A 25,549-nucleotide genomic window follows, 5' to 3' on the forward strand; every position below is an offset into this window, starting at 1 on the left:
CTTCAACCAACGGTTAAGGTTGTCGCCGGGTCACGCGTCGGCGCCCTGAAGGAGCCGCGCCGCGGCCGCCCGGGCCTCGTCGGTGACGGTGGCGCCGGCCAGCATCCGGGCGATCTCCTCCCGGCGCTCGGCGACGGGCAGGCTCGCCACGCGCGTGGCGACGCGGCTGGCCCCTTTCACGGGCGCCTTGGCGATCAGGAAATGCGTCTCGGCCCGCGCGGCGACCTGGGGCGCGTGGGTCACCGCGACCACCTGCACGGTGGCCGCCAGCCGGGCGAGCCGCATCCCGATGGCGTCCGCCACCGCGCCGCCCACGCCGGTGTCGATCTCGTCGAAGATGAGCGTCGGGGCCGAGCCCTTGTCGGCCAGCACGACCTTCAGCGCCAGCATGAAGCGCGACAGCTCGCCGCCCGAGGCGACCTTCATCATCGGGCCGGGCTTGGTCCCGGGATTGGTCTGGGCCCAGAATTCGACCCGGTCGGTTCCCGCCGGATCGCGGGATTCCGGATCCGTGGCGATCTCGGTGATGAAGCGGGCCCGCTCCAGCTTGAGCGGCGGCAGCTCGGCCTTCACGGCGGCGTCGAGCTGCTTGGCCGCCCGGCGCCGCCCGGCGCTGAGCTTCTCGGCCGCCTCGGCGTAGGCGGCTTCCGCCGTCGCGAGCGCCTGCTCGAGCCCGGCTAGCGCCGCCTCGCCGGCGTCGATCGCCGCCACGTCGCCGGCGTAGCGCTCCGCCAGGGCCGCGAGGTCGTCGGCCGGGACATCGTACTTGCGCGACGCGGCGCGCAGGGCGAAGAGCCGCTCCTCGACGCGCTCCAAGTCGCGGGGGTCGAACTCCGTCTCGGCCACCGCCGCCTCGAGGACTGCGCGGGCCTCGTCGAGGGCGACCATGGCGGCGTCGAGGGCGTTCACGCACGGGTCCACCAGCGCGGGCAGCTGCGCCGCGCGCCGCTCCAGCTTGCGCAGGGCGGCCGAGAGGTGCGGCACGCCGGAATGGGGCCCGCCGACGGCCTCGAGCGCCTCGTTGAGCTCGCGCGCGACCTTCTCGGATTGCTGCATGATCGTGCGGCGCTCGGCGAGCTGGGCCTCCTCGCCGGCGAGCGGCGCGAGGGCGGCAAGCTCTTCCACGGCGTGGCGCAGGAAGTCGGATTCCTTGCGGGCCGCCTCCACGCGGGCGCGGTGCTCGGCGAGCGCGGTGCGGGCCGTCCGCACGGTCCGCGACGCGGCGGCGACCTTGGCGAGCTGGGTCTGAAGCCCCCCGAAGGCATCGAGGATCGCCCGGTGCGAGGCGGGATCGGCCAGGGCCCGGTCGTCGTGCTGCCCGTGGATCTCCACGAGGGCCGCGCCGATCGCCCGCAGGACCTGCACGCCCACCGGCTGGTCGTTGACGAAGGCGCGGGTCCGGCCGTCCGCCATCTGGGTCCGGCGCAGGATCAGGTCGCCCTCGGTGTCGATCTCGGCCTCGGCCGCGATCCGGCGCGCCGGATGATCGAGGGGCAGGTCGAACACGGCCGTGACCGCGCCCTGGGCCTCGCCGTGGCGGACCAGGCGGCCGACGCCGCGGCCGCCGAGCGCCAGGGCGAAGGCGTCGAGCAGGATCGATTTGCCCGCGCCCGTCTCCCCGGTCAGGACGCTGAGCCCCGATCGGAAATTCAGTTCGAGCCTGTCGATCAGGACGATGTCGCGGATCGCGAGCTGCGCCAGCATGCGGCGACGGGGATTCCTCAGGATGGGACCGCAGACATAAGGCCGCTGCGGCGCGGATTCACCCCAAAAATGCGTCGCACCGCTCAGGCGGTGTGCCGCAACGGGCGCCGCAACGGGAAAGGCCCGAAGCGGCGGCTCCGGGCCTCGACGATTCTCGGGACAGCCCTGAGCGGGCTCGCAGGCTTACTCCGCCGAGGCGGTCTTGCCGGTCACCGTGCGGTAGATCTTCGAGAGGAACGAGGTCTTCTCCTCGCGGGGCTCGAGGCCGCCCTGAGCCAGCAGCGCGTGGGCGTCCTTGTACCACGGGCTTTCCGGGAAGTTGTGGCCGAGCACCGCGGCGGCGTTCTGCGCCTCCTGGGTGATGCCGAGCGCCCAGTAGGCCTCGGTCAGGCGCTCGAGCGCCTCCTCGGCGTGCCGGGTGGTCTGATACTTGGCGACCACGTCGCGGAAGCGGTTGATCGCCGCGGGGAAATTGCGCTTCTCGAGGTAGAAGCGGCCGATCTCCATCTCCTTGCCGGCGAGCTGATCGCGGGTGATCTGGATCTTCGCCTTCGCGTCCGCGGCGTATTCCGAGGTCGGGTACTTCTGGACCAGCTCCTGCAGCGCGACGAGCGCCTTCTCGGAGCGTTCCTGATCGCGGGTGACGTCCGGGATCTGCTTATAGTTCGACATCGCCATCAGGTACTGCGCGTAGGCGGCATCCTTGCTGGCCGGGTGGCGCTGCAGGTAGCGCTTCGAGGCGCTGATCGCGTCGTCGTACTTCTGGCCCTCGTAATTGGCGTAGGCCGTCATCAGCAGCGCCTTCCGGGACCACTCGGAATACTGGTACTGCTTGTCCAGGTTGTCGAACTTCTTGACCGCGCCCTCGTAGTCGCTGTCCTCGAGCTTCGCCAGGCCGTCGCTGTACAGCTTGTCGGCCGGAACGTCCGGCACGACCTCGGGCTTGTACTTCTCGGCGAAGATGCTGGTCGGGTCGAAGTCGCAGCCGCCGAGGCCCAGGCCGAGGACGGCCACGAAGGGCATCGCGAAGGCCGCTGCCCGGCGATGACGAATGGTGACAGGCATCTGGCGCTCTTTCCCGGAACCGGCGCCGTTTCGCGCCGTCATGCCATCGCGTGGGTGGATCCGGCCCGCCCCGGGCCGTGCCCGCCGTTCACGGACCGTTAAACCCTGCCGCTCGATTCGGGCACGAAAGCGGCAAGGCTGCGGCGGCCAGGATCGGTCGCGGGCTGTGTCCCGCCGGTCACAGGGGCTACAGGTCGCCCGCGAAGGCGGCGATGCCGAGGCCGACGCCGAGCTCGGACAGCACGGTCTCGCGGCGCGAGCCCTGCGCCTCGACGATGGCGTAGTTCGCCCGGTCGGCGAAGAGGGCGGACAGCACCCCGACATTCATCCGGTGGCCGCCGCAATAGGAGCGGTAGGCCCCCTGGATCGGCAGGCCGGCCAGGGCGAGGTCGCCGACGGCGTCGAGGATCTTGTGGCGGACGAACTCGTCCTGGAAGCGCAGACCCTCGGGATTGACCACCGCGGTCTCGCCGACCGCCACGGTGTTCTCCAGCGAGGCGCCGAGGGCGAAGCCGGCCTTCCAGTAGCGCTCCACGTCCCGCATCATCCCGAAGGTGCGGGCGCCGGCGATCTCGCGGCGGTAGGTGGCGGGCGACAGGTCCATCGCCTTGCGGGAGCGGCCGATCACCGGGCTCTCGAAATCGATCTCGACGTCGAGGCGGAAACCGCGATCGATCGGGCGCAGCTCCGCGAAGGATGTCCCGGCCTCGATCCGGACGTGCCGGAGGATCTTGAGCCAGCGGCGCGGCGTGTCGCAGGTGGCGATCCCGATCTGGTCGATCGCCTGGACGAAGGGGAGCGCCGATCCGTCGAGGATCGGCATCTCGGGGCCGTCGATCTCGATCAGAGCATTGTCGACGCCCAGGCCGTACAGGGCGGACATCAGGTGCTCGACGGTGGCGACGGCGCCGGTCTCGACGTCACCCAGGACGGTGCAGAGTTCGGTGGCTGAGACGAGGGCGTGATGCGCCTTGATCAGGCGGTCGTTGCCGTGAGTGGTACCGGTGCGGAGGAAGGCGATGCCGTGATTGGCCGGAGCGGGTCGGATGGTGATCTCCGCGGGGTTGCCGGAGTGAACTCCGATCCCCGAGAGAGTCGCCGGCCCTTTGAGGGTCGTCTGTTTATGCGTTCGCATTCCTTAGCCCCCGGGCGCGACCAGATCCCGACACCCCGACTGGAGGTGAGGAGAAGCTGACTGATCCGTCCGCTGCTTGATGCCCTAGCCCACGCGATCAGGTTGTGTCCTGCTGCGTGTCGTCTCGATCACATGGTTTCTATAGCTGCGCCGCACAGGGCAGCCAAATCACGGATTCTTACGGTCTGTTACAGACACGCTTAGCGGTTCGTCACCACAAAGCGCTGGTCCACCAAAGGCTTAAAGGTTGGTTAATACGTGACTAACCCGCGGCCGTTCTGTGGCGCGGATGCACCACGCGCCCCGGCTCGAGCGCCACGGTGCACAGCCTTGTCGAACTCAATTCACCACTGCAACAACCATGAGTTGCTTTGCTGCAGCGCGAAGGGGCCGGCGGTTTCCCGCCAGCCCCAGACCGTGTCGGAGACCCGGACCGTTCAGTTCGCCTGGCGGCGGAGGAAGGCCGGGATCTCGAGCTGATCGTCGTCCATCATCCGCGGCTGAGGCGCGAGCCGGCCCTGCGCGTCGAGGTTGCCCTGGGCCGGGCGGTACTGCGGGACCGCCGGGGCGGCCGGAGCGCGCGGGGCCGGCGGCACGTGGGGCTGCGCCATGTGAGGCTGGGCCATGTGGGGCTGGGCCATGTGGGGCTGCGGGGCGGCGGCCGAGGCCGGCCGGGCCGCCGGGGCACCCTCCATGTCCTCGCGGCGACCGCCGAAGCCCACCGTCGCGAGCCGGCGCAGCAGCGAGGTCCGCTTGGATTCCGGAGCGGCCTCCTCGGCAGCGCGGTTCGCCATGATCTGCGTCTGGGCGATCGGCGGCAGCTCGTGGATCTGCGGCATGCGCGGGGCGCGGGCGAGCGGCGTGCCCGTCGGGGCCGCCGGACGCGGCGGCACGAACGGGCCGGCCTCGACGGCGGGCGCCGCCTCGACGCGCTGCGGCGCGGGGGCCGGGACGAACGGCGCCGCGGCGCGGGCCTGGACCGGGGCGAGCACGACGTCGTCGCGGTTCATCGGCGCGGCGGCCTCGATGCGGCTCTCGATCCGCGCCTCGGGGCGCATCTCGGGGGCCGAGAGCGGCGCGGGGGCCGGGGCGGGGATCGGCGCCGGGGCGACCGACTCGGTGCGGATGCTCGGCACCGGCGAGGCGGCGCGCGAGCGGGCCTCGGCGCGCAGGCGCTCGGCAACCTCGGCGATGCGCTGCTCGGTCTCGGCGATCGCCGGGTTGTTGGGCGAGTTCGCCGAGATCAGGGCCGGCTCGATGCCGGTGGCGACCACCGACACGCGGATGATGCCGTCGAGGCTCTCGTCGAAGGTCGCGCCCAGGATGATGTTGGCGTCCTGGTCGACCTCCTCGCGGATGCGGGTGGCGGCCTCGTCGAGCTCGTACAGGGTCAGATCGGAGCCGCCCGTGATCGAGATCAGCAGGCCGCGGGCGCCCTTCATCGACACGTCGTCGAGGAGCGGGTTGGCGATGGCCGCCTCGGCGGCGCGGTTGGCGCGCTTCTCGCCCGACGCCTCGCCGGTGCCCATCATGGCCTTGCCCATGCCGCGCATGATCGCCCGCACGTCGGCGAAGTCGAGGTTGATGAGGCCCTCCTTCACCATCAGGTCGGTGATGCAGGCGACGCCCGAGTAGAGCACCTGGTCGGCCATCGCGAAGGCGTCCGCGAAGGTCGTCTTCTCGTTGGCGACCCGGAACAGGTTCTGGTTCGGGATCACGATCAGGGTGTCGACCGCGGCCTGCAGCTCCTGGATGCCGAACTCGGCGGTGCGCATGCGGCGCATGCCCTCGAACTGGAACGGCTTGGTCACGACGCCGACCGTCAGGATGCCCATGTCGCGGGCCGCGCGGGCGATGACCGGGGCGGCGCCGGTGCCGGTGCCGCCGCCCATGCCGGCGGTGATGAAGCACATGTGGGCGCCGGACAGCTGGTCGCGGATCTCGTCGATCACCTCGTCGGCCGCGGCCGAGCCGACCTCCGGGTGCGAGCCGGCGCCGAGGCCCTGGGTGACGCCCAGGCCCATCTGGATCACCCGCTCGGCCTTCGAGGAGGTGAGCGCCTGCGCGTCGGTGTTGGCGACGACGAACTCGCAGCCCAGCAGGCCCGACTCGATCATGTTGTTGACGGCGTTGCCGCCGGCGCCACCGACGCCGAAGACGGTGATGCGGGGCTTCAGTTCCCGGATGTCCGGCGCCTGGAGGGTGATGGCCATGGTGTCGAGCCTCTCGCTAACTGTGCTGTCCGTGCGACGCCTGGGCGCCGGATTCCCTTCGATCCCCCCGCGCGAGCGGGCGGGCGTGAAACCTAGAAGCTGTCCCGGAGCCAGCGGCCGACCCGGTTCAGGTAGTTGTCGGTGCCCGTGGCCGCGAAGGCACCGTGCCCGCGCGGCTCGAAGTGCTCGGCATGAGCCACCTGCGGGTAGACGAGCAGGCCGACCGCCGCCGAGAAGGCCGGACCCTTGGCGGCTTCCGGCAGACCCCGGATGCCGAGGGGCCGTCCGATCCGCACCTGACCCTGGAGGACGCGGCGGGCGACCTCGGGCAGACCGACGAGCTGGCTGGCGCCGCCGGTGAGGACGACCCGCCGCCCGGCCTGGGCGGCGAAGCCCGCGTCGCGCAGGCGATCGCGCACCAGCTCGACCACCTCCTCGACGCGCGGCTTGATGATCCGCACGAGCTGCGAGCGCGGGATGTGGGCCGGCGCCTCGCCCTCGTCTTCGCCGACGCCGTGCACGGCGATCATGTCGCGGTCGTCGGAGGGGGTGGACAGGGCCGAGCCGTAGAGGGTCTTCAGCCGCTCGGCCGCCGCCATGCGGGTGGAGAGGCCGCGGGCGATGTCCATGGTGACGTGGTGACCGCCGACCGCCAGGGCGTCCACGTGGACGAGGTGGCCGCCGGAGAACACGCCGACGCTGGTGGTGCCGCCGCCCATGTCGACGACGCAGACGCCCATCTCGGCCTCGTCGTCGACCAGCGCCGAGAGGCCGGCCGCGTAGGGCGTGGCGATCACCGCCTCGACGCCGAGGTGGCAGTGCTCCACCGCCAGCATGACGTTGCGGGCGGCCGCGAGCTCGCTGGTGACGACGTGCAGGTCGACGCTGAGCGCCTCGCCGATCATGCCCGACGGGTCGATGACGGCGCCCTGCCCGTCCAGGGCGTAGCCGGTGGGCAGCGCGTGCAGCACGGCCCGGCCGGGGCTGACGCCGTGGGCGCTCGCGGTCTCGAGCACCCGCTCGACGTCGCTGCCCGTGACGGTGCCCGAGCGGACGTTCACCCGCGCCTGGAAATGTTGCGAGGCGAGCCGGCCGCCCGACATGTTGACGATGACCGATTGGACCTCGACCTTGGCCATCCGCTCGGCGGCGTGCACCGCCTGACGGATCGCGCTCTCGGCCGCGGCGAGATCGACGATGGCGCCGCCTTTCAGGCCCAGGGAGCGCTGGTGACCGATGCCGATGATGCGCGCGAGGTGCGTGCGGCCGCGGAGCGTCGTGAGCGCCTCGGCGGGCTGCAGCTCGGCGATGAGGCAGACCACCTTGCTCGTGCCGATGTCGAGCACCGAGAGGGTGGTCGAGCGCCGGGCGGAGAGCGGCTTCAAGCGCGGCGTGAGGCCGTGTTGGCTGTGCATTGACGCTACCGGGCGCGGGATGCGGGACGGGCGGAGATCGACAGGAAGGGCATCAGCTGGCCGCGCCCTTCTTCTTCGCCTTCTGGGCTTCCGCGCGGGCGGCGGCGGCCTCCTCGGTCAGGCGCACCACCAGGCGGTCCGGCATGCGCAGGTCCACCGCGATGATGTCCTTCTCGAGCAGGCCGGCCTCGCGCTCGAACCGGACCAGGCGGGCGAGCGCGGCGGCCGGGTCGGCCTCGGGCAGGCGCACGTCGATGCCGTCGAACTTGAGGGTCCAGCGCCGGCCGGACACGTAGGTGCCGGCCTTGATCCGCTCGGCGAGCGGCCCGGCGGCGGCGATGAGGGCGAGGTATTCCGGGAGCTTGGTGTTGGCGTCCTCGCCGACCACCAGGGGCAGGCTGGCGTAACGGTCGTCCCGCATCGCGTCGATGACGGTGCCGTCGGCGGCGATCACGCTGATCTCGCCGTTCTTCTGCCAGAGGGCCGCGGGCTCGCGCTCCACCTGGGTGATGGCGATCTCGTTGGGGTAGATCTTCCGGACCGAGGCCTGGGCGATCAACGGCACGCGGAGCAGCCGCTCGCGCACGTCGTTGACGTCGAGGAACGGGACCGAGGAGCGCCAGTCGATCCCGGCGGCCGCCAGGACCTCGCGCTCGTACATGCGGGAGATGCCCGAGATGGTGACGCGCTCGACGCCGAAGCCGGCGACGCGCGCGGCGATGTCGAGGGGGCGGCCCTGCTCGGCCACGAAAGCGTCGTAGCGGCCGCTCGCCACGAAACCGGCGAGCGCCACGGCCGCGGCGGACACGGAGACCGCCACGATTCCGGCGCCGCGGGGCAGGCGCTCGCTCAGGCGCTGACTCGGGCGGGCCCGACGAACCGAGAGCGACCGGGACGTCACGCGGCCGGCGAGCCGGCCCAGGATCGCGCCGGCGAGGCGCGCGGGACCGCTCCGGCCGGCGGCGTCGCCGCTCAGCGATTCAGGGAAGCGTCCTCCACCATCCATCGGACGAGCTCACCGAAACTCAGGCCCGCATGGGCCGCCATCTCCGGCACAAGGCTCGTCTGGGTCATGCCGGGTTGCGTGTTGACCTCCAGCACCACGAGCAGACCGGTTCCACCCGGTGTGTCGTCGTAGCGAAGGTCGGCACGGCTGACGCCCCGACAGCCCAGTGCTTGATGCGCCGTTAACGACAGTTCTTGGACACGCTGGTAAACATTTGGTTTAAGTTCGGCCGGGAGCACGTGAACCGACCCCCCCGGGGCGTACTTGGCGTCGTAATCGTACCAGTCCCCCGTGGCGGCCTTCACCTCGATGACCCCGAGGGCCTTGTCGCCCATCACGCCGCAGGTGAGTTCGCGGCCAGCAATGTAAGGTTCTGCAAGGACTTGCTCGCCGAACGTCCATTCCTCGGAGGCGAGGATCTGGGGCGGGTGCGAGCGGCCGTCGCGCACGATGATGACACCCACCGATGAGCCTTCCGCGATCGGTTTCACGACGTAGGGTGGCGGCAGGGGGTGTGTCCTGGCGGCCTCACGACGGTTAACGATCCGGCCCTCGGGCACGTCGACGCCGGCGGCGCGCATGACGGTCTTGGCCCGCTCCTTGTTCATGGCCAGCGCCGAGGCGAGGACGCCGGAATGGGTGTAGGGGATCTTGAGGATCTCCAGCAGGCCCTGGATGGTGCCGTCCTCGCCGTCCGGTCCGTGGAGCGCGTTGAAGGCCACGTCCGGCCTGAGCGCGGTCAGCACGGAGGCGATGTCGGGGCCGACATCGACCCGGGTGACCCGGTAGCCCTCCCCTTCGAGCGCGTCGGCGCAGGCCTTGCCGGAACTGAGGGAGACCTCGCGCTCGGCGGAGGTGCCGCCCAGCAGGACGGCGACGTGCTTGGACATCAGGGCACCTCGAATAGGTCGGCTTCAATCAGGATCTGGACGCACCCGAACGGTCGCGGTGGCGGCCGAGCGTCGTATCTCGGCCGCACCGGCGCGTCCGGAACACAGTTCTTACGTCGCGCCGGTGGGCCGGCCGATGCGCCGGATCTCCCAGCGCAGTTCGACCCCGCTGGTGTCCCGGACGCGGCGGCGAACCTCCTCGCCGAGACCCTCGATGTCGGCCGCGGTCGCGCTGCCGGTGTTGATCAGGAAGTTGCAGTGCATCTCGCTGACCTGGGCCCCGCCCCGCCTCAGCCCCCGGCAGCCGGCGGCGTCGACGAGCTGCCACGCCTTGCCGCCGTCCGGGTTGGCGAAGGTCGAACCGCCGGTCCGCTCGCGGATCGGCTGCGCGGCCTCGCGGGCGGCGGTGACCCGCTCCATCTCGGCCTCGATGGCGACCCGGTCGCCGGCCCGGCCGCGGAAGACAGCGCGCGTGAAGATCACGTCCTCCGGGGCGTCCGAGTGCCGGTAGGAGAAGCCCATGTCGGCGTGGCCGAAGGTGCGCAACGCGCCCCCGCGGTCGATGCCGCGGGCTTCCACCAGCACGTCGGTGGTTTCGCCGCCGTGCGCGCCCGCGTTCATGCGGAGCGCGCCGCCGATCGAGCCGGGGATGCCGCGATAGAAGGCGAGCCCGTCGAGCCCGGCCTCGGCGGCCGCCTTGGCGAGGCGCATGTCCGGGACCGCGGTGCCGACGGTCAGTGTGTCGCCGTCGATCGCGACGCTGCCGAAGGCCTTGCCGCCGAGGCGGACCACGACGCCCGGAACGCCGCCGTCCCGCACGATCAGGTTCGAGCCGAGCCCGATCACCGTGACCGGCACGTCCGGATCGAGGGACGCGAGCAGGCGGGCGAGATCCTCCTCGTCGGCCGGGGTGAACAGGACCTCGGCCGGTCCGCCGACCCGGAACCAGGTGAGGTCGGCGAGCGGCTGGTCGGCGAGCAGGCGCCCGCGGAGGTCGGGCGCGGCGGCCCGGATGCGATCGTGCAGAGAGGCGGTCATCTGTGTGTCTCCCCTCGCCCCGCCCGCGGGGAGAGGGATGCGGCGATCCTGGTGTCGTCGCATCGGGGTTGCGGCGGACGCTGCGAGGCCGGGGTCCGGAGAGTCGCCACCGGGTTCATCCTCAGAGCGCAGCCCAGTGTGGACGGTCGACGGCGCCGCCGACCCGACACGCCTCCCGGGGCGGGCTCACGCACCGCGCCTACCGTCCCCGCGCGGCGAGTTCGTCCGGCAGGGCGTAGGCCCACTGGGTGATCGTGCCGGCGCCGAGGCAGACCACGTAGTCGCCGGGCTTGGCGAGGTCCGCGATGATCCCGGCGAGTTCCTCCGGCCGCTCCAGCGCCCGGGCGTCGCGGTGGCCGCGGGAGCGGAGGCCAGCCACGAGGCTGTCGCGGTCGAAGCCCTCGATCGGCTGCTCGCCGGCCGCGTAGACCGGCGCGACGATGACCGTGTCGGCATCGTTGAAGCAGGTGCAGAAATCGTCGAACAGCGACTGCAGCCGGGTGTAGCGGTGCGGCTGCACGATGGCGATGACACCGTGCTCGGTCGAGGCGCGGGCGGCCTTGAGCACCGCCTTGATCTCCACCGGATGGTGCCCGTAATCGTCGAAGATCGTCGCGCCGTTCCACTCGCCGGTGCGGGTGAAGCGCCGCTTCACGCCGCCGAACCCGGCGAGCGCCTGGCGGATCGCGTCCGGCTTCACGCCGAGCTCGTGCGCGACGGCGAGCGCCGCGGTGGCGTTCAGCGCGTTGTGCTTGCCGGGCATCGGCAGGACGAGATCCTCCATCTCCATCCGGTAACCGGGGCGACGGTCGCGGATCATCACCCGGAAGCGGCTCTGGCCGCCGCGCAGGTCCACGTCGATGAGGCGCACGTCGGCCTGCGGGTTCTCACCGTAGGTGATGATCCGCCGGTCCTCGATATGGCCGACGAGGTCCTGCACCACGGGGTGATCGATGCACATCACGGCGAACCCGTAGAACGGGATGTTGTCGATGAAGCGCCGGAACGCGTCCTTGATCGCGTCGAACGAGCCGAAATGGTCGAGATGCTCGGGGTCGATGTTGGTGACGATCGCGACATCGGCCGGCAGCTTCAGGAAGGTGCCGTCCGACTCGTCGGCCTCCACCACCATCCACTCGCCCGCGCCCATGCGGGCATTGGTGCCGTAGGCGTTGATGATGCCGCCGTTGATCACGGTCGGGTCGAGGTTGCCGGCGTCGAGCAGTGTGGCGACGAGCGACGTGGTCGTGGTCTTGCCGTGCGTGCCCGCGATGGCCACGCAGGACTTGAAGCGCATCAGCTCGGCCAGCATCTCGGCCCGGCGCACGACGGGCAGCCGGCGCTCCCGGGCGGCTTGCAGTTCAGGGTTGTCACGCTGGATCGCCGTCGAGACCACGACCAGCGCGGCCTCTGCGACGTTGTCGGCGTTGTGGCCCACGAAGGTGCGCATGCCCTTCTCGGCGAGGCGGCGGACATTGGCGTTGTCGGAGGCGTCCGACCCCTGCACCGTGTAGCCGAGATTGTGCATCACCTCGGCGATGCCGGACATGCCGATGCCGCCGATGCCGATGAAGTGGATGGGGCCGAGCTTGTCGGGCAGCTTCATGGGTCGAACCGTCTGGTGGCGGGCCCGCCGGTGCGGAATCCCTCAAGGAATCAGGTGCGGGCGGCCGTCTCGATGACGACCTCGGCCAGCCGCTCGGCGGCGTCGTGGATGCCCGCGCTTCTGGCCGCATCGGCCGCCGCGGTCAATTTTGCCGGCGTCTCGAAGCAGGCGGTGAGCTCCGCGGCGAGGCGTTCCGGCGTGAAATCCGCCTGCTTCATCGCCAGCGCCGCGCCGATCGCGTCGAGGGTCGCGGCGTTGGCGGCCTGGTCCTGGTCGAGGGAGCCGGGCAGCGGCACGAGGATCGCCGGGCGGCCGATCGCCGCGAGTTCCGAGACCGTCGAGGCACCCGAGCGCGAGACCACGAGGTGGCTCGCGGCCATCCGCGCCGGAAGGTCCTTGAAGAACGGCGCCGCCTCGATCCCGGCGAGCCCCATGGCGAGGTAGCGGTTCTGCACCGCCGTCAGGTCCTCGGGGCGGACCTGCTGGACGAGGTGCAGCCGGGCGCGCAGCGCGTCGGGCAAGCGGGCGATCGCCTCCGGCACGACCTCGCCCATCACGCGGGCGCCCTGGCTCCCGCCGAACACCAGGAGCCGCAGGGCGTCGCCCTCGCCGAAAGCGGGATACGGGATTTTGACCGCCTCGATCACCGCGGGGCGGAGCGGGTTGCCGGTGTGGATCCGCGGGGCGCGGGCCTTGTCGGGCACGCCGCGCACGACCTTGAAGCCGGTGGCGATGGTGCGGGCGCCCCGCGCCAGGAAGGCGTTGGCCCGGCCCATCACGGCGTTCTGCTCGTGCAGGATCGTCGGCACGCGTAGGATCTGGCCGGCGAGCACCGGTGGAACGGTCGGGTAGCCGCCGAAACCCACGATGGCGGCCGGGTTGATCCGGCGGATCTCCCTGGCGGCCACGCCGAAGCCCCGGCCGAGCGTGAGCACCGCGCCGGCCCGCTTCAGCGGCGAGCGGCCCGACGGCGTCGCCGAGGCGATGGTGACGACCTCCGAGGCCGGGAACTCGGACGCGATGGAATCGACCCGGGCGTCGGTGGCGAGCGCCACCCGGATGCCGCGGGCCCGCAGCGCGTGGGCGAGGCTCTCGGCCGGGAACAGGTGTCCGCCGGTGCCGCCCGCGCAGAGCAGGATCGTGGGCGTGAAGACGGTCACCGCATCACCCCGGCGACGGTGGCGGGCGCGGTGCCGGGGGGCTTCTGGCTGAGCATGACGGTGCGGGGCCGCTTGCGGGTCAGTGCGACCAGGAAGCCGGTGCCGAGCGCCAGCGAGATCAGCGAGGAGCCGCCGTAGGAGACGAACGGGAGCGTCATGCCCTTGGCGGGCATCAGCTGGGTGTTCACCGCCATGTTGATGCAGGCCTGGAGGCCGAACAGCGTGGTCAGGCCGGTGATCGCCAGCCGCGAGAAGGTGTCGTCGGTGCGCCGCGCCAGCTTGAGGCCGCGCAGCACGATGAAGGCGAACAGCGCCACGAGGCAGAGGCAGACGATCACGCCGAACTCCTCGCCGGTGACCGAGAAGATGAAGTCGGTATGCGCGTCCGGCAGGTGGCGCTTGGCCACGCCCTCCCCCGGCCCGGTGCCGAACCAGCCGCCCGAGCGGAACGATTCGCGCGACCAGAAGTCCTGGAAGCCGCCGCCGGAATCCCGGTCGAGGAACTTGTTGAAGCGCTCGCGGACGTGGTGGAAGAACAGGTAGGCAGCGAACACACCTCCGAGGCCCAGCACGCCGAGGACGGCCACCCAGATCAGGTGGAGGCCGGCCACGAAGAACAGCGCGCACCACACCATGGTAATCAGCATGGTCTGGCCGAAATCGGGCTGGAGCAGCAGCGGCACGATGGTGATCGGCAGGAGCAGCAGCGCCAGGATGCCGCCCGGCATGTCGCGGCGCTGGGCGCCCTCCGAGAAGGCCCAGGCGGCGACGACCACGAAGGCCGGCTTCACGAACTCCGAGGGCTGCAGGCCGAAGGAGCCGAACTGGATCCAGCGATGCGCGCCCTTGATCTCGGGCCCGAACTTGCCGGCGAGCAGGCACAGGACGACGCCGCAGACCCAGGTGACCAGCGCGAGCCGCCGGATGCCGCGCAGCGACAGGAACGAGACCGCGCAGATCAGCAGGATGGTCGGCGCGAGGTACATCGCCTGCCGGTTGAGGAAGTAGAAGGTCGGCAGGCCGATCCGCTCGGCCACCGGCGGGCCGCCGCCCATCAGGAAGACGAGGCCCGCGACCATCAGGGCGAACAGGGCCGCGAGCAGCCCGCGATCGACCGTCCACCACCAGTCCGTCAGGGGGGTGCGTTCCGCGCGTGACATCATGCCGGGCAACGACTCCAGGCCGCGCGGATGCCGATCCGCGCGGGTCGGCCGGGATCCTCGGCAGGAATGGTAAACGGAGCCTTATGGCCGACGCGTCGGCGCGCGCCGGGCGCGCGACCCGCAGCCGCTGAAATGCTGTATTAAGCAGGCGCAATACTAGTAAAAAGATACTCTATGTTAATCTTCCCATTGCAACTTCCGGATGTATCCCCCCGGCGGGTCGCGGTGCACCGCGCCCGATCCGCCCAGCGGAAGCCGGCACGCCATGTTTTCTGCCCTGAACGTCCGTGAAGCGCATGCCAAGCTCGCGGCCCTCGACCGGGTTCAGGGCGTGATCGAGTTCGATCTGGCGGGACGGATCCTGTCGGCGAACCGGAATTTCCTCGACGTGGTCGGGTACACGCTGCCGGAGATCGTCGGCCAGCACCACAGCATGTTCATGGAACCGGCCCAGCGCGATGCCCCGGACTACCGGGCGTTCTGGGAGCGCCTGCGCTCCGGCGCGTTCGAGTCCGGCCAGTTCCAGCGGGTCGGCCGGGGCGGCCGATCGATCTGGATCCAGGCGTCCTACAACCCGATGCTCGACGTCCGCGGCCGGCCCTACAAGGTGGTGAAGTTCGCCACCGACATCACGCAGCAGCGGACCGAGGAGGCCGACCGCGCCGGGCAGATCGCCGCGATCGACAAGGTGCAGGCCGTGATCGCCTTCGACCTCGACGGCACGGTGATCGCGGTGAACGACAATTTCCTCGCCGCGATGGGCTACAGCCGCGCCGAGGTGATCGGGCAGCATCACAGCCTGTTCGTGGAGCCCGCCTACCGCGAGAGCGAGGCCTACCGGGCCTTCTGGGCGGCCCTGCGGAACGGCACCTATCAGGCGGCCCAGTTCCGGCGGATCGGCAAGGACGGGCGCGAGGTCTGGATCCAGGCCTCCTACAACCCGATCCTCGATGCCGCCGGCCGCCCCTACAAGGTGGTGAAGTTCGCCACCGACATCAGCGATCAGGTCCGGCTGTTCGCCAATCTGCGGACCCTGATCGATCAGAATTTCGGCGAGATCGAGCAGGCGGTGACGCACTCGACCCGGGCGGCCTCGCTGGCCTCTTCGGCGGCGGACTCGACCTCCGGGAACGTCCAGACCGTCGCGGCGGCGGCCGAGGAGCTGGCGGCCTCGGTGGCCGAGATGTCCCAGAGCATCGTGCGCTCCCAGAGCGCCACCGATACCGCCTACGCCTGCGTCCAGGACGCGGACGGCCACACGAAGCGCCTCGCCGAGACCGCGACCGCCATGACCGGCATCGTCGGCCTGATCCAGGACATCGCCGGCCAGATCAACCTGCTGGCGCTGAACGCCACCATCGAGGCCGCCCGCGCAGGCGCGGCGGGTCGCGGCTTCGCGGTCGTCGCCTCGGAGGTGAAGGCGCTGGCCGACCAGGCGGCGCGCGCCACCGGTCAGATCAACGGTGAGATCGCCAGCGTGCAGCGCGTCTCGCAGGAGGTCGTGCAGGCGCTCGGCTCGATCGGGGCCTCGGTCTCGGTGATGCGCGAGACCGTGGTGGCCACCGCGGCCGCCATCGAGGAGCAGAGCGCCGTGACCCGGGATCTGGCCGAGAGCATGCAGAGCGCCGCGGGGGCCGTCACGGCGATCACCGGCAATATCGGGGCGATCGTCCAGTCGGTGGCCAACGTCTCGCAGGCGGTCGACACCACCCGCGACGCCGCCAAGGTCCTGGCGCGATGAAGGCTGCGCTGCCTCAGGGCAGCGCCTGCGCCAGCTCGCGGAAGCGGTTGCCGCGGATCTCGAAGTTCCGGAACTGGTCGTAGGACGCGCAGGCCGGCGACAGCAGCACCACCGGCTCCGGTGCGCCCGAGGCGGCTGCGTTCTCGGCGGCCTTCGGGACGGCGTTCTCGAGGGTCTCGCAGCGGGTGTAGGGCACGGCGCCCTCCAGGGTCGCCGCGAAGGCGTCCGAGGCCGCGCCGATCAGGTAGGCGTGGGCGACCCGCTCGAAATACGGCACGAGCGGGAAGATGCCGCCCTCCTTGGCCTTGCCGCCGAGGATCCAGTGAATGTCGCGGAAGGCGGTCAGGGCCTTCTCGGTGGAATCCGCGTTCGTCGCTTTGGAATCGTTGACGAACAGCACGTGGCCGCGCCGCCCGACCTCCTCCATCCGATGCGGCAGGCCCGGGAACGAGGTCAGCCCGGCCTGGATCTGCTCCGGCGACAGCTCGAGGGCCCGCGCGACGGCCACCGCGACCGCCGCGTTCTGCCAGTTGTGGGCCCCCCGGAGCGAGCCGATCCCGTTGACGTCGGCGAGGGCCGTGCCGTCCGGCTCGCGGACGATCCCGTCGCGCACGGTCAGCGCGTCGGTGCACAGCACGTCGCCGTGGGGCACGTGGACGCGCAAGAGGTCGGCGCCGCGGCGATCCGCGATGGCGCGGCTCGGGGCGTCGTCGACTCCGACCACCGCGAGGCCGGCGCCCCGGATCAGGCGCTCCTTGATGGCCGCGTACTGCTCCATCGTGCCGTGCCGGTCGAGATGGTCCGGCGTGATGTTCATCAGCACGCCGACGCTCGGGTCGAGGCTCGGCGTCAGGTCGATCTGGAACGACGACATCTCGATCACGTGGACGCGGCCGGCGGCCGGCGGCTCCAGCGACAGGATCGCGGTGCCGATGTTGCCGCCCATCTGGACGTCGCGGCCTCCCTGCGCGAGCACGTGGGCGATCAGCGCCGTGGTGGTCGACTTGCCGTTGGTCCCGGTGATCGCCACGAACGGCGCCTCCGGCGCCTGCGCCCGCCGCTCCCGGCAGAACAGCTCGATGTCGCCGATGATCTCGACGCCGGCGTCCCGGGCGAGCCGGACGCTCCAGTGCGGCTCGGGGTGGGTCAGCGGCACGCCGGGGCTCAGCACGAAGGCGGCGAAGTCGGACCAGTCGGCCTCGCGCAGGTCCCGCGTCTCGATGCCGGCCTCCCGCGCGCGGGCGAGGCTGTCGGCATTGTCGTCCCAGGCCTGCACGCCCGCGCCACCCGCCTTCAGCGCCAGCGCCGTGGCGAGCCCCGAGCCGCCGAGCCCGAACAGGGCGACGGTCTTGTCCTGGAAGACGGTGACGGGTGTCATGCGGAACTCTGAATGCGGCGGCCGGACCCAGCCGATCCGAATCGGACCCTGATCCCGAGCTTCCGGCATCGGCGACCCCGAAGGCGGGCTCCCGGGATCGCGCGGCCGGCCGGATGCCTCCTTCGAGGCTCCCCTCCGCGGCCGCGCCTCAGGACGAGGGCGAGGATCGGATCGACCTCTCAGGTCGCCCCTCTAGCACGATTTCTCAGCGCAGCTTCAGCGTCGCCAGGCCGGCCATCGCCAGGATCACCGCGATGATCCAGAACCGGATCACGACCTGCGGCTCCTTCCAGCCCTTCTGCTCGAAATGGTGGTGGATCGGCGCCATGCGGAACACGCGCTTGCCCGTGAGCTTGAACGACGCGACCTGGATGATCACCGACATCATCTCGAGCACGAACAGGCCGCCGACGATCGCCAGGACGATCTCGTGCTTCGTCGCCACCGCGATGGAGCCCAGCAGGCCGCCCAGCGCCAGGGAGCCGGTGTCGCCCATGAAGATCTGGGCCGGCGGCGCGTTGAACCAGAGGAAGCCGAGCCCGGCGCCGATCACCGCGCCGCAGACGACGGCGAGTTCGCCCGTGTCGCGAACGTAGTTCACCTGCAGGTAGCTGGCGGTGAACGAGTTGCCGACGAGGTAGGCGATGAAGCCGAAGGTGCCGCAGGCGATCATCACCGGCACGATCGCGAGGCCGTCGAGGCCGTCGGTCATGTTCACGGAATTGCCCGCGCCGACGATCACGAAGGCGCCGAACAGCGGGTAGAACCAGCCGAGATTGAGGAGCGCGTCCTTGAACACCGGGAAGGCGAGCTGGTTCTGGAGCGCGGCGGGCGAGTAGACCGCGATGGTCAGGCAGGCCGCCATGGCGATCACCGCCTCGAGGGCGAGCCGGAACTTGCCCGAGAACCCCTTGTGCGACTGCTTCGTGACCTTGAGGTAATCGTCATAGAAGCCGATCGCGCCGAAGCCGAGGGTGACGGTCAGCGTCACCCAGACGTAGTGGTTGCGCGGGTTGGCCCAGAGCAGGATCGCCACGACGGCGCCGGCCAGGATCATCAGGCCGCCCATGGTCGGCGTGCCGCGCTTGGTCAGCAGATGGGTCTGCGGCCCGTCCTCGCGGATCGGCTGGCCCTTGCCCTGGCGGATCCGCAGCAGCGAGATGATCCAGGGCCCGAACCAGAACACGAACAGGCCCGCCGTGAACAGCGCGCCGCCGGTGCGGAAGGTGATGTAGCGGAACACGTTGAGCGGCGTGAAGCTGCTGCTCAGGTCCGAGAGAAGGTACAGCATCCGGGCGCTCGGCCCCCTTGTTCAGGCGCGGGTTACGGGGGACGGCGCCAGTCGCGCCGTGCGCGCAGGCGTGTCGGTCACGGGACGGCCTGGGTCCGCCGGGTCGGATCGACCGCGTAGCGGGCTTTCAGCGCCTCGACAATCCGGCCCATGCGGCTGCCGTTCGATCCCTTCACCATGACGGCGTCGCCGGACCGCAGGGTCCGGGCGAGCGGCTCGAGCAGGTCGGCCGCGGTGTCGGCCACCGCGCCGCGGCGGCTCACCGGCAGGGCCTCGAACAGGTTGCGCATCAGCGGACCGGCCGTGAAGACGAGGTCGACCCGGGCCGCCTCGATTGCCTCCGCCAGGCCGCGATGCAGGTCGGGTGCGGCGGCGCCGAGCTCCAGCATATCGCCCAGCACCGCGATCCGGCGGCCGCGCGGTCCGGTCTCGATCCCCGCGAGGGTCGCCAGCGCCGCGCGGACGGCGACGGGATTGGCGTTGTAGCTCTCGTCGACGAGGTAGGCGGTGCCGCCGCCGATCTCGAGGGCGGTGCGCTCGCCGCGCCCCGCCGGCGGCGTCAGCCCGCCGAGCGACAGGGCCGCGCGGGCGAGGTCGGCCCCGAGGCTGTGGACCACCGCCATGACGCCCAGCGAGTTCAGCGCCGCGTGCCGGCCGGCCGTGCCGAGCTTGTAGGTGACGGGCTGGCCCATCACCGCCGCGTCGATCACCGACAGGTCGGGCCGCAGCACGATCTTCAGGGCGCGGACGTCGGAATCCGGATGCTCGCCGAAGGTCACCACCCGGCCCGCCCGGGAGGCCTGGGCGTGGGCGGCCAGCCGGTCGAAATGCGGGGCGTCGCGGTTCAGGATCGCGACGCCGCCGGGCTGGAGCCCGGAGAAGATCTCGCCCTTGGCGTCCGCGATCGCGGCCAGCGAGGCGAAATGCTCGATATGGGCGGGCGCGATCGTGGTGATCAGCGCGATGTCCGGCCGGACCTGGGCGGTCAGCGGCACGATCTCGGCGCCGTGGTTCATGCCGATCTCGAACACGCCGTAGCGCGCTGAGCGCGGCATCCGCGTCAGGGTCAGGGGCACGCCCCAGTGGTTGTTGTAGGAGGCCGCCGAGGCGTGGGTCTCGCCCTGCTCCGACAGCACGTGGCGCAGCGCCTCCTTGGTCCCGGTCTTGCCGACCGAGCCGGTGACCGCCACGACCTGCGCGCGCGTCCGGGCCCGGGCGGCGGCGCCGAGGCGCACCATCGCGGTCAGGACCGGGTCGGCGCCCTCCTCGGGGACCGCCAGGACGGGGCCGTGGGCGGCGAGCGCCTCGGCGCGCGCGGCGCCCACAACGGCGGCGCCGGCCCCGCGCCCCAGGGCGTCGGGGACGAAGTCGTGGCCGTCGCGGGTGTCGCCGCGGATCGCGAAGAACAGGTCGCCGGGCTGGAGCGTGCGGGTGTCGATCGAGGCGCCGCCGATCGCGCGCCCGGCGCCGGTCAACCGGCCGCCCGTAGCGGATTCCAGCTCCTCCCGCGTCCAGAGTGCGGTCATCGTCGGTCCCCCGTCGTCCTCAGGCCGCCGCGTCGATCGCGGCGCGCAGGACCGCGTGGTCCGAGAACGGCAGCGTGCGATCCCCCACGATCTGGCCGGTTTCATGGCCCTTGCCGGCGACGACCAGCACGTCGCCCGGACCGAGCCGGTTGACGGCGCTGCCGATCGCCTCCGACCGGTCGCCGATCTCCTCCGCGCCCGGCGCCGCGTCCAGGATGGCCCGGCGGATGGCGGCCGCGTCCTCGGTGCGCGGGTTGTCGTCCGTGACGATGACGACGTCGGCGAGCCGCTGCGCGATGGCGCCCATCAGCGGGCGCTTGCCCCGGTCGCGGTCGCCGCCGCAGCCGAACACCACGATCAGCCGGCCCGACGCGAAGGGGCGGAGCGCGGCGAGCACGCTCTCCAGGGCCTCGGGCTTGTGCGCGTAATCGACGAGGCAGAGTCCGCCCCGCGCCTCGCCGATCCGCTCCATGCGGCCCGGGACGCCGGTGAGATGGTCGAGGGCCGCGAGGACCCCGTCGGGATCGGCCGCCCCCGCCGGGGTGGCCAGCGCGAGGCCGGCCGCCACCAGGGCGTTCTCGACCTGGAACTCGCCGACGAGCGGCAGGCGCAGGTCCCGCGCCCGACCCGCGAACAGGACGCGGGCGGCCTGCGCGAACCCCTCCGTGCGGACCCCCTCGACCCGCAGGTCCCGGCCGCCGCGCCCGACCGTGCGGACCGGCCGGCCGGCGGCCTCCGCCGCGGCGATCACCCGCTCGGCATAGGCGCCGTCGGCGTTGACGATGGCCGGCCGGCCCGGCGGCAGCAGGTCGGTGAACAGGCGCAGCTTGGCCGCGAGGTACTCCTCGATGCTCGCGTGATAGTCGAGATGGTCCCGGCCGAGATTGGTGAAGCCCGCCGCGTCGAGCCGCACGCCGTCGAGCCGGCGCTGCTCGATCCCGTGGGAGGAGGCCTCCATGGCGAGGTCGGTGACGCCGTCCGCGGCGAGTCGCGCCAGCGTCCGGTGCAGCGTCACGGGATCCGGAGTCGTGAGCGAGCCGTACTGCGCGCCGCGGTTGGTGACGATGCCGACGGTGCCGAGGCTCGCGGAGTCGCGGCCGAGGCGCGCCAGGATCTGGCGGACGAAGTCGGCCACCGAGCTCTTCCCGGCGGTGCCGGTGACCGCCACCACGGTCTCGGGCTGCGGGCCCGCGAGGCGGGCCGCCGCCAGGGCGAGCGACCGGCGCGCGTCGGCGACCGGGATCCAGGCGACCGCGTCCGGCAGGTCGGCGGGACGGCTCCCCTCCCCGGCCACCGCGACGGCGCCGCGCTGGGCGGCCTGCGCGGCGAAGCGTCGGCCGTCGGCCTTCGTGCCGGGAACGGCGACGAACACCGTGCCGGTCGCGACCTGCCGGCTGTCGGCCGTGAGGTCCGCGGCGGTCAGGTCCGCGGCGGGGCCGGCGGCCTCGGGGAAGAGGTCGGCGAGCCGCGCGCTCATCGATCCACCCTCATCGATCCACCCTCATGGGCCGCCGAGCTGGTTGACGTGGTAGGCGTTGAGCTTGACCATCTGCGGGAACGGCCTCACCGGCGGCTCGAATTGCGGCGGCAGGCCGAGGATCGGCGCCACGCGCTCGATCACCTTGCCGGTGACCACGCCGGAATTCCAGGCCGCCGTGGCGTAGCCGCCCGATTCCGGCAGGCCCTGCGGCTCGTCCATGATGGTGACGAACAGGTACTTCGGATCGTTCATCGGCGCGGCCGCCATGAAGGTCGTGAACAGGCGGTTGTGGATGTAGCGGCCGCCGATGACCTTCTCGGCGGTGCCGGTCTTGCCGCCGACGAAGTAGTACGGGACCGCCGCCTTCTTGGCCGAGCCCTCGGCCGCGTTGAGCCGCATGATGTAGCGCATCGCCTCGGAGGTCTGGCCGGAGAGCACGTGCGTGGCCCGCGCCCTGCTCGCCTCGGGCGTCGTCTTGAGGAAGGTCGGCGTCATCAGGTCGCCGCCGTTGGCGATGGCCGCCACCGCGGCCGCGGCCTGGATCGGCGCCACCGCGATGCCGTGGCCGAACGCGATCGTGATGGTGTTGATCTCGGTCCAGCGCGACGGGACGATCGGCGCCGCGCTCTCGGGCAGCTCGGTGCGCAGCCGGTCGAGCAGGCCCATCTTCTTCAGGAAGGCCTTGTGGCCGGGCACCCCGACGCCCAGCGCCATCTTGGCGGAGCCGATGTTGGAGGAGTGGGTGAACACCTCCGGCATGGTGATGACGCGGTTGGTGCCGTGGTACTCGTGGATCTTCTGCCGGCCCCAGTTCAACACGCCGCCCCGGGTGTCGAAGGTCGAGTTGACGTTGTACTTGCCGGAATCGAGCGCCATGGCGAGGGTCATCGCCTTGAAGGTCGAGCCCATCTCGTAGACGCCGACGTTCATCCGGTTGATGCGGTCGGGCGAGAGCGCGTCCTTCGGGTCGTTCGGGTCGAAATCCGGCATGGAGACGAGCGCGATGACCTCGCCGGTCTTCACGTCGAGGATCATCGAGGCGCCGGCCTTGGCCTTGAAGTGGTCGATGCCCCAGGCCAGCTCGTCGCGCACGGCGAACTGCGCCCGCAGGTCGAGTGACAGCTGCACCGGCTTCAGGTCGGCCTGCTTGTTGATCAGCCCGAAGCTGTTGAGGGCCTGCAGGCCGGTGGAGTCGATGTACTTCTCCATGCCGGCGATGCCGATGCCGTCGAGGTTCGTCGCGCCCAGGATGTGGGCAGCCGCGACGCCGTTCGGGTAGACCCGCTTGTGGTCGGGCAGGAAGCCGATGCCGGGGATGCCGAGCCGGTGGACCTCGGCCTGCTGCTTCGGCGTCAGCTCGCGCTTCACCCAGACGAAGCCCGCGCCCTTCTTGTCCTTGCGCTGCGTCAGCTTGGCGCGCAGCTCGGAGGCGTTGAGTTCCGGCAGGACGGCGGTGAGCAGCTCGACCGCCTCGTCCTTGTCGTAGATGTTGCCCGGCTCGGCGAAGACCGAGACCGTGCGGATGTCGGTGGCCAGGATCTCGCCGTTGCGGTCGATGATGTCGGGCCGGAAGGCGGTCGAGGACGCGGCCGCGACCCGGTGCTCCTGGCTGGGCGGCTCCCCGAAGATCGCCATCATCAGGAGCTTGGCCGAGATCGTCCCGAACACGCCGACGAAGACCAGCCCGACCATCGCGACGCGCATGTGCGAGCGCTCGATCGCCAGCCGGAACATGCTGCGCACGAGCGCCTTGGCGCGGTCGGCGCGCGGCTCGGGCTCGCGCGCCTCCTCTTCCAGGGGGCGCGGCGCGCTGGCGGCGTGCGCCAGCGCGGCGGCTTCGAGCAGCGCCGCCTCGTGGTCCGACACGGCGGGCTCGACCGCCGGGTCTAGGGTCTGGTCGGCGTGATCGGACACGGGGGTTTACCTCGAAGCCGTCGTCGGGGTGCGGGTCGTGGTGACGGTGCGGGTGATCGCGCCGGTCGTGCGCGGCTCGATCGCGCCCTTGTCCTTGGGCGTCGCCGTGGCGGCGAGCAGCCGGCCGATCTCGTCGCCGCGCTCCGGCCGGGCGGGCAGATCCGAGAGGCGCGCGAGGTGGCTGGTGCCGATCGGCTCCAGGGCGAGGTGCTTGTCGACGGCCGCCTGGAGGCGGTCCGGCCGCGTCAGGAGCTGCCACTCGGCGCGCAGCACGGCGATCGCCTGCCGCTCCTTGTGCAGGGCGGTCTGCAGCTTCGAGACCTGTCCGCCCTGGTAGAGCGTGTCGTACTTGATCGAGTAGGCGTAGATCGCCGAGGCGACGAGGCCGGCCACCGCCAGCAGGTTCAGGAGGCGGATCATCGGCGATGGCCTCCGCGGGCCGCGTCGGGCAGGCTCGCCAGCGCGGTCAGCGCGGCCAGCGGTTCGGGAACGTCGGATTCGGTGCGCTCCGCGGCCCGGAGCTTGGCCGAGCGGGCGCGCGGGTTGCGGGCGGTCTCGGCCTCGCCCGGCAGGACCGGGCCCTTGGTGACGGGACGGAAGCTGCGGACGGTCTCGACGGGGCCGCCGGGCAGGTGGCGCGAGCCCTGCGCGGAGCGACCGCTGCGCGCCGCGAAGAACTGCTTGACGATCCGGTCCTCGAGCGAGTGGAACGTCACGACGGCGAGCCGGCCGCCGGGCCTGAGCACGCGCTCGGCCGCGTGCAGGGCACGGACCAGCTCGCCGAGCTCGTCGTTCACGGCGATCCGCAGGCCCTGGAAGGTCCGCGTCGCCGGGTGGATGTGGCTTCCGGGCTCGGTCCGGACCACGCCCGCTACGAGTTCGGCCAGCTGCGCGGTGGACTCGATCCGCCCGCGGCGTCGCGCCTCGAGGATGGTCCGCGCGACCGCGCGCGATCGCCGCTCCTCGCCGAAATGGTAGATGATGTCGGCCAGCACGGTCTCGTCGGCCTCGTTCACGAGATCGGCGGCGCTCGGCCCGTCGCTGGCCATGCGCATGTCGAGGGGGCCGTCGCTGCGGAACGAGAAGCCTCGCTCCGGCGCGTCGAGCTGCATCGACGAGACGCCGATATCGAGGACGACCCGGTCGACCTGCGCGATGCCGGCCTCCACGAGGAGGCTGTCGAGGTCGCCGAAGCGGCCGGACAGGAGGCGCAAGCGCCCGCCGGACTCGGCGACGAGCGCCTGTCCGCCCGCGATCGCCGTGGGGTCGCGATCGATCGCGACGACCTGCAGGGCCGGATCCGCCGCGAGGAGCGCGCGGGTGTAGCCGCCGGCACCGAACGTGCCGTCGACCGTGATCCCGCCCGCGGTGCCGAGCGCGTCGACGACTTCCGCGAGGAGGACGGGGACGTGCAGTTCTGCCGCCGCATCGCCGCCGCCGTGGTGGGGCGAACTCTCGGGGGAGGAGCGGCGCCGGCTCATGACCGCCTCGCCGGTGCGGCGCGCCGTGGCGCGCGAGGACGGGCGGATTGTCGGCGCGCCCTGGAAATCCGGGCGCGGGTGCGGCTCGTGCGTCTCATGGTGCCCTGTGCCGGGCCGCGCGAGCGCGGCGCGCGTGACGGGAACGGCACCGGATGCGGAGCGCGCAAGACGCCGCGCACGGACGGGACCTGCGCGATGGCAGGGTGCGCTCGGCGATCCGATACACGCCGTTGACGGGAGTATGCCGGGTATCATGGGCCTCGGAGGATCGTCAACGCACAAGCTTGGCGCTGCCGCGCGGACCGATCTGAACCCGGCAAGGTTAACCGAAGGTTTTTGCCGC

At 71.6% G+C, this 25,549-nt stretch carries 19 protein-coding genes; 1 reads left to right on the forward strand and 18 read right to left on the reverse strand.

Annotated features, from left to right (window positions below; all coding sequences use genetic code 11):
- Nucleotides 1-30: 30 nt before the first annotated feature.
- The 11 genes from recN to LOK46_RS12685 form a co-directional block, all read right to left on the reverse strand.
- Nucleotides 31-1,704, reverse strand: a complete 1,674-nt coding sequence (gene recN, locus LOK46_RS12635; protein ID WP_273564072.1) for a DNA repair protein RecN — start codon at nt 1,702-1,704, stop codon at nt 31-33.
- Between the two features lie 183 nt (nt 1,705-1,887).
- Nucleotides 1,888-2,769, reverse strand: a complete 882-nt coding sequence (locus LOK46_RS12640; protein ID WP_273564073.1) for an outer membrane protein assembly factor BamD — start codon at nt 2,767-2,769, stop codon at nt 1,888-1,890.
- Nucleotides 2,770-2,956: 187 nt separating this feature from the next.
- On the reverse strand, nt 2,957-3,904 hold the full coding sequence (gene lpxC, locus LOK46_RS12645; RefSeq protein WP_273564074.1) for a UDP-3-O-acyl-N-acetylglucosamine deacetylase: 948 nt from the start codon (nt 3,902-3,904) through the stop codon (nt 2,957-2,959).
- A gap of 437 nt (nt 3,905-4,341) precedes the next feature.
- Nucleotides 4,342-6,117, reverse strand: a complete 1,776-nt coding sequence (gene ftsZ, locus LOK46_RS12650) for a cell division protein FtsZ (protein WP_273564075.1) — start codon at nt 6,115-6,117, stop codon at nt 4,342-4,344.
- Between the two features lie 92 nt (nt 6,118-6,209).
- Complete coding sequence (gene ftsA, locus LOK46_RS12655) at nt 6,210-7,532, reverse strand: cell division protein FtsA (protein ID WP_012319319.1); 1,323 nt, start codon at nt 7,530-7,532, stop codon at nt 6,210-6,212.
- Nucleotides 7,533-7,584: 52 nt separating this feature from the next.
- Complete coding sequence (locus LOK46_RS12660) at nt 7,585-8,538, reverse strand: cell division protein FtsQ/DivIB (protein WP_273564076.1); 954 nt, start codon at nt 8,536-8,538, stop codon at nt 7,585-7,587.
- Complete coding sequence (locus LOK46_RS12665) at nt 8,505-9,428, reverse strand: D-alanine--D-alanine ligase (RefSeq protein ID WP_273564077.1); 924 nt, start codon at nt 9,426-9,428, stop codon at nt 8,505-8,507. Before LOK46_RS12665 ends, LOK46_RS12660 begins: the two co-directional genes overlap by 34 nt.
- 111 nt (nt 9,429-9,539) lie before the next feature.
- Entirely contained in the window at nt 9,540-10,466 is a 927-nt protein-coding gene (gene murB, locus LOK46_RS12670) for a UDP-N-acetylmuramate dehydrogenase (protein ID WP_273564078.1), read from the reverse strand.
- A 199-nt stretch (nt 10,467-10,665) separates the two neighbouring features.
- Complete coding sequence (gene murC, locus LOK46_RS12675; protein WP_273564079.1) at nt 10,666-12,072, reverse strand: UDP-N-acetylmuramate--L-alanine ligase; 1,407 nt, start codon at nt 12,070-12,072, stop codon at nt 10,666-10,668.
- Nucleotides 12,073-12,122: 50 nt separating this feature from the next.
- Complete coding sequence (murG, locus tag LOK46_RS12680; protein WP_273564080.1) at nt 12,123-13,232, reverse strand: undecaprenyldiphospho-muramoylpentapeptide beta-N-acetylglucosaminyltransferase; 1,110 nt, start codon at nt 13,230-13,232, stop codon at nt 12,123-12,125.
- Complete coding sequence (locus LOK46_RS12685; RefSeq protein ID WP_273564081.1) at nt 13,229-14,395, reverse strand: FtsW/RodA/SpoVE family cell cycle protein; 1,167 nt, start codon at nt 14,393-14,395, stop codon at nt 13,229-13,231. The genes murG and LOK46_RS12685 overlap by 4 nt, the downstream gene beginning before the upstream one ends.
- A gap of 265 nt (nt 14,396-14,660) precedes the next feature.
- Here LOK46_RS12685 and LOK46_RS12690 point away from each other — a divergent pair, with 265 nt between their 5' ends.
- Complete coding sequence (locus LOK46_RS12690) at nt 14,661-16,136, forward strand: methyl-accepting chemotaxis protein (protein WP_273564082.1); 1,476 nt, start codon at nt 14,661-14,663, stop codon at nt 16,134-16,136.
- A 13-nt stretch (nt 16,137-16,149) separates the two neighbouring features.
- Here LOK46_RS12690 and murD read toward each other — a convergent pair whose 3' ends face one another.
- The 7 genes from murD to rsmH form a co-directional block, all read right to left on the reverse strand.
- Complete coding sequence (murD, locus tag LOK46_RS12695; protein ID WP_273564083.1) at nt 16,150-17,514, reverse strand: UDP-N-acetylmuramoyl-L-alanine--D-glutamate ligase; 1,365 nt, start codon at nt 17,512-17,514, stop codon at nt 16,150-16,152.
- Nucleotides 17,515-17,719: 205 nt separating this feature from the next.
- Nucleotides 17,720-18,805 (reverse strand): phospho-N-acetylmuramoyl-pentapeptide-transferase, encoded by a 1,086-nt coding sequence (gene mraY, locus LOK46_RS12700; RefSeq protein ID WP_273564084.1) that lies wholly within the window; start codon nt 18,803-18,805, stop codon nt 17,720-17,722.
- Between the two features lie 77 nt (nt 18,806-18,882).
- Nucleotides 18,883-20,331, reverse strand: coding sequence for a UDP-N-acetylmuramoylalanyl-D-glutamyl-2,6-diaminopimelate--D-alanyl-D-alanine ligase (locus tag LOK46_RS12705; RefSeq protein WP_273564085.1), 1,449 nt, complete (start codon nt 20,329-20,331; stop codon nt 18,883-18,885).
- A 19-nt stretch (nt 20,332-20,350) separates the two neighbouring features.
- Nucleotides 20,351-21,808 carry a UDP-N-acetylmuramoyl-L-alanyl-D-glutamate--2,6-diaminopimelate ligase gene (locus LOK46_RS12710; protein ID WP_273564086.1) on the reverse strand — a complete coding sequence of 486 codons (1,458 nt, stop codon included), beginning with the start codon at nt 21,806-21,808 and terminating at the stop codon, nt 20,351-20,353.
- Between the two features lie 24 nt (nt 21,809-21,832).
- The gene (locus tag LOK46_RS12715; protein ID WP_273564087.1) at nt 21,833-23,725 is read right to left on the reverse strand and encodes a peptidoglycan D,D-transpeptidase FtsI family protein; all 1,893 of its coding nucleotides are present in this window, start codon (nt 23,723-23,725) and stop codon (nt 21,833-21,835) included.
- 6 nt (nt 23,726-23,731) lie between these two features.
- Nucleotides 23,732-24,145 carry a cell division protein FtsL gene (gene ftsL, locus LOK46_RS12720; RefSeq protein ID WP_273564088.1) on the reverse strand — a complete coding sequence of 138 codons (414 nt, stop codon included), beginning with the start codon at nt 24,143-24,145 and terminating at the stop codon, nt 23,732-23,734.
- Entirely contained in the window at nt 24,142-25,206 is a 1,065-nt protein-coding gene (rsmH, locus tag LOK46_RS12725; RefSeq protein WP_273564089.1) for a 16S rRNA (cytosine(1402)-N(4))-methyltransferase RsmH, read from the reverse strand. Before rsmH ends, ftsL begins: the two co-directional genes overlap by 4 nt.
- Between the last annotated feature and the right edge of the window lie 343 nt (nt 25,207-25,549).

Origin of the sequence: Methylobacterium sp. NMS14P (genome assembly GCF_028583545.1) — a bacterium.
Lineage (GTDB): Bacteria > Pseudomonadota > Alphaproteobacteria > Rhizobiales > Beijerinckiaceae > Methylobacterium.

Excerpts from the sequence above, each read along its gene's own strand:
- ftsZ (WP_273564075.1), bottom strand. The coding sequence starts at position 6,117 with ATGGCCATCACCCTCCAGGCGCCGGACATCCGGGAACTGAAGCCCCGC.
- LOK46_RS12640 (WP_273564073.1), bottom strand. The coding sequence starts at position 2,769 with ATGCCTGTCACCATTCGTCATCGCCGGGCAGCGGCCTTCGCGATGCCC.
- LOK46_RS12690 (WP_273564082.1), top strand. The coding sequence starts at position 14,661 with ATGTTTTCTGCCCTGAACGTCCGTGAAGCGCATGCCAAGCTCGCGGCC.
- mraY (WP_273564084.1), bottom strand. The coding sequence starts at position 18,805 with ATGCTGTACCTTCTCTCGGACCTGAGCAGCAGCTTCACGCCGCTCAAC.
- ftsL (WP_273564088.1), bottom strand. The coding sequence starts at position 24,145 with ATGATCCGCCTCCTGAACCTGCTGGCGGTGGCCGGCCTCGTCGCCTCG.
- LOK46_RS12665 (WP_273564077.1), bottom strand. The coding sequence starts at position 9,428 with ATGTCCAAGCACGTCGCCGTCCTGCTGGGCGGCACCTCCGCCGAGCGC.
- lpxC (WP_273564074.1), bottom strand. The coding sequence starts at position 3,904 with ATGCGAACGCATAAACAGACGACCCTCAAAGGGCCGGCGACTCTCTCG.
- recN (WP_273564072.1), bottom strand. The coding sequence starts at position 1,704 with ATGCTGGCGCAGCTCGCGATCCGCGACATCGTCCTGATCGACAGGCTC.
- LOK46_RS12710 (WP_273564086.1), bottom strand. The coding sequence starts at position 21,808 with ATGAGCGCGCGGCTCGCCGACCTCTTCCCCGAGGCCGCCGGCCCCGCC.
- ftsA (WP_012319319.1), bottom strand. The coding sequence starts at position 7,532 with ATGCACAGCCAACACGGCCTCACGCCGCGCTTGAAGCCGCTCTCCGCC.
- LOK46_RS12660 (WP_273564076.1), bottom strand. The coding sequence starts at position 8,538 with ATGGATGGTGGAGGACGCTTCCCTGAATCGCTGAGCGGCGACGCCGCC.
- rsmH (WP_273564089.1), bottom strand. The coding sequence starts at position 25,206 with ATGAGCCGGCGCCGCTCCTCCCCCGAGAGTTCGCCCCACCACGGCGGC.
- murD (WP_273564083.1), bottom strand. The coding sequence starts at position 17,514 with ATGACACCCGTCACCGTCTTCCAGGACAAGACCGTCGCCCTGTTCGGG.
- murC (WP_273564079.1), bottom strand. The coding sequence starts at position 12,072 with ATGAAGCTGCCCGACAAGCTCGGCCCCATCCACTTCATCGGCATCGGC.
- LOK46_RS12705 (WP_273564085.1), bottom strand. The coding sequence starts at position 20,331 with ATGACCGCACTCTGGACGCGGGAGGAGCTGGAATCCGCTACGGGCGGC.
- LOK46_RS12685 (WP_273564081.1), bottom strand. The coding sequence starts at position 14,395 with ATGATGTCACGCGCGGAACGCACCCCCCTGACGGACTGGTGGTGGACG.
- murB (WP_273564078.1), bottom strand. The coding sequence starts at position 10,466 with ATGACCGCCTCTCTGCACGATCGCATCCGGGCCGCCGCGCCCGACCTC.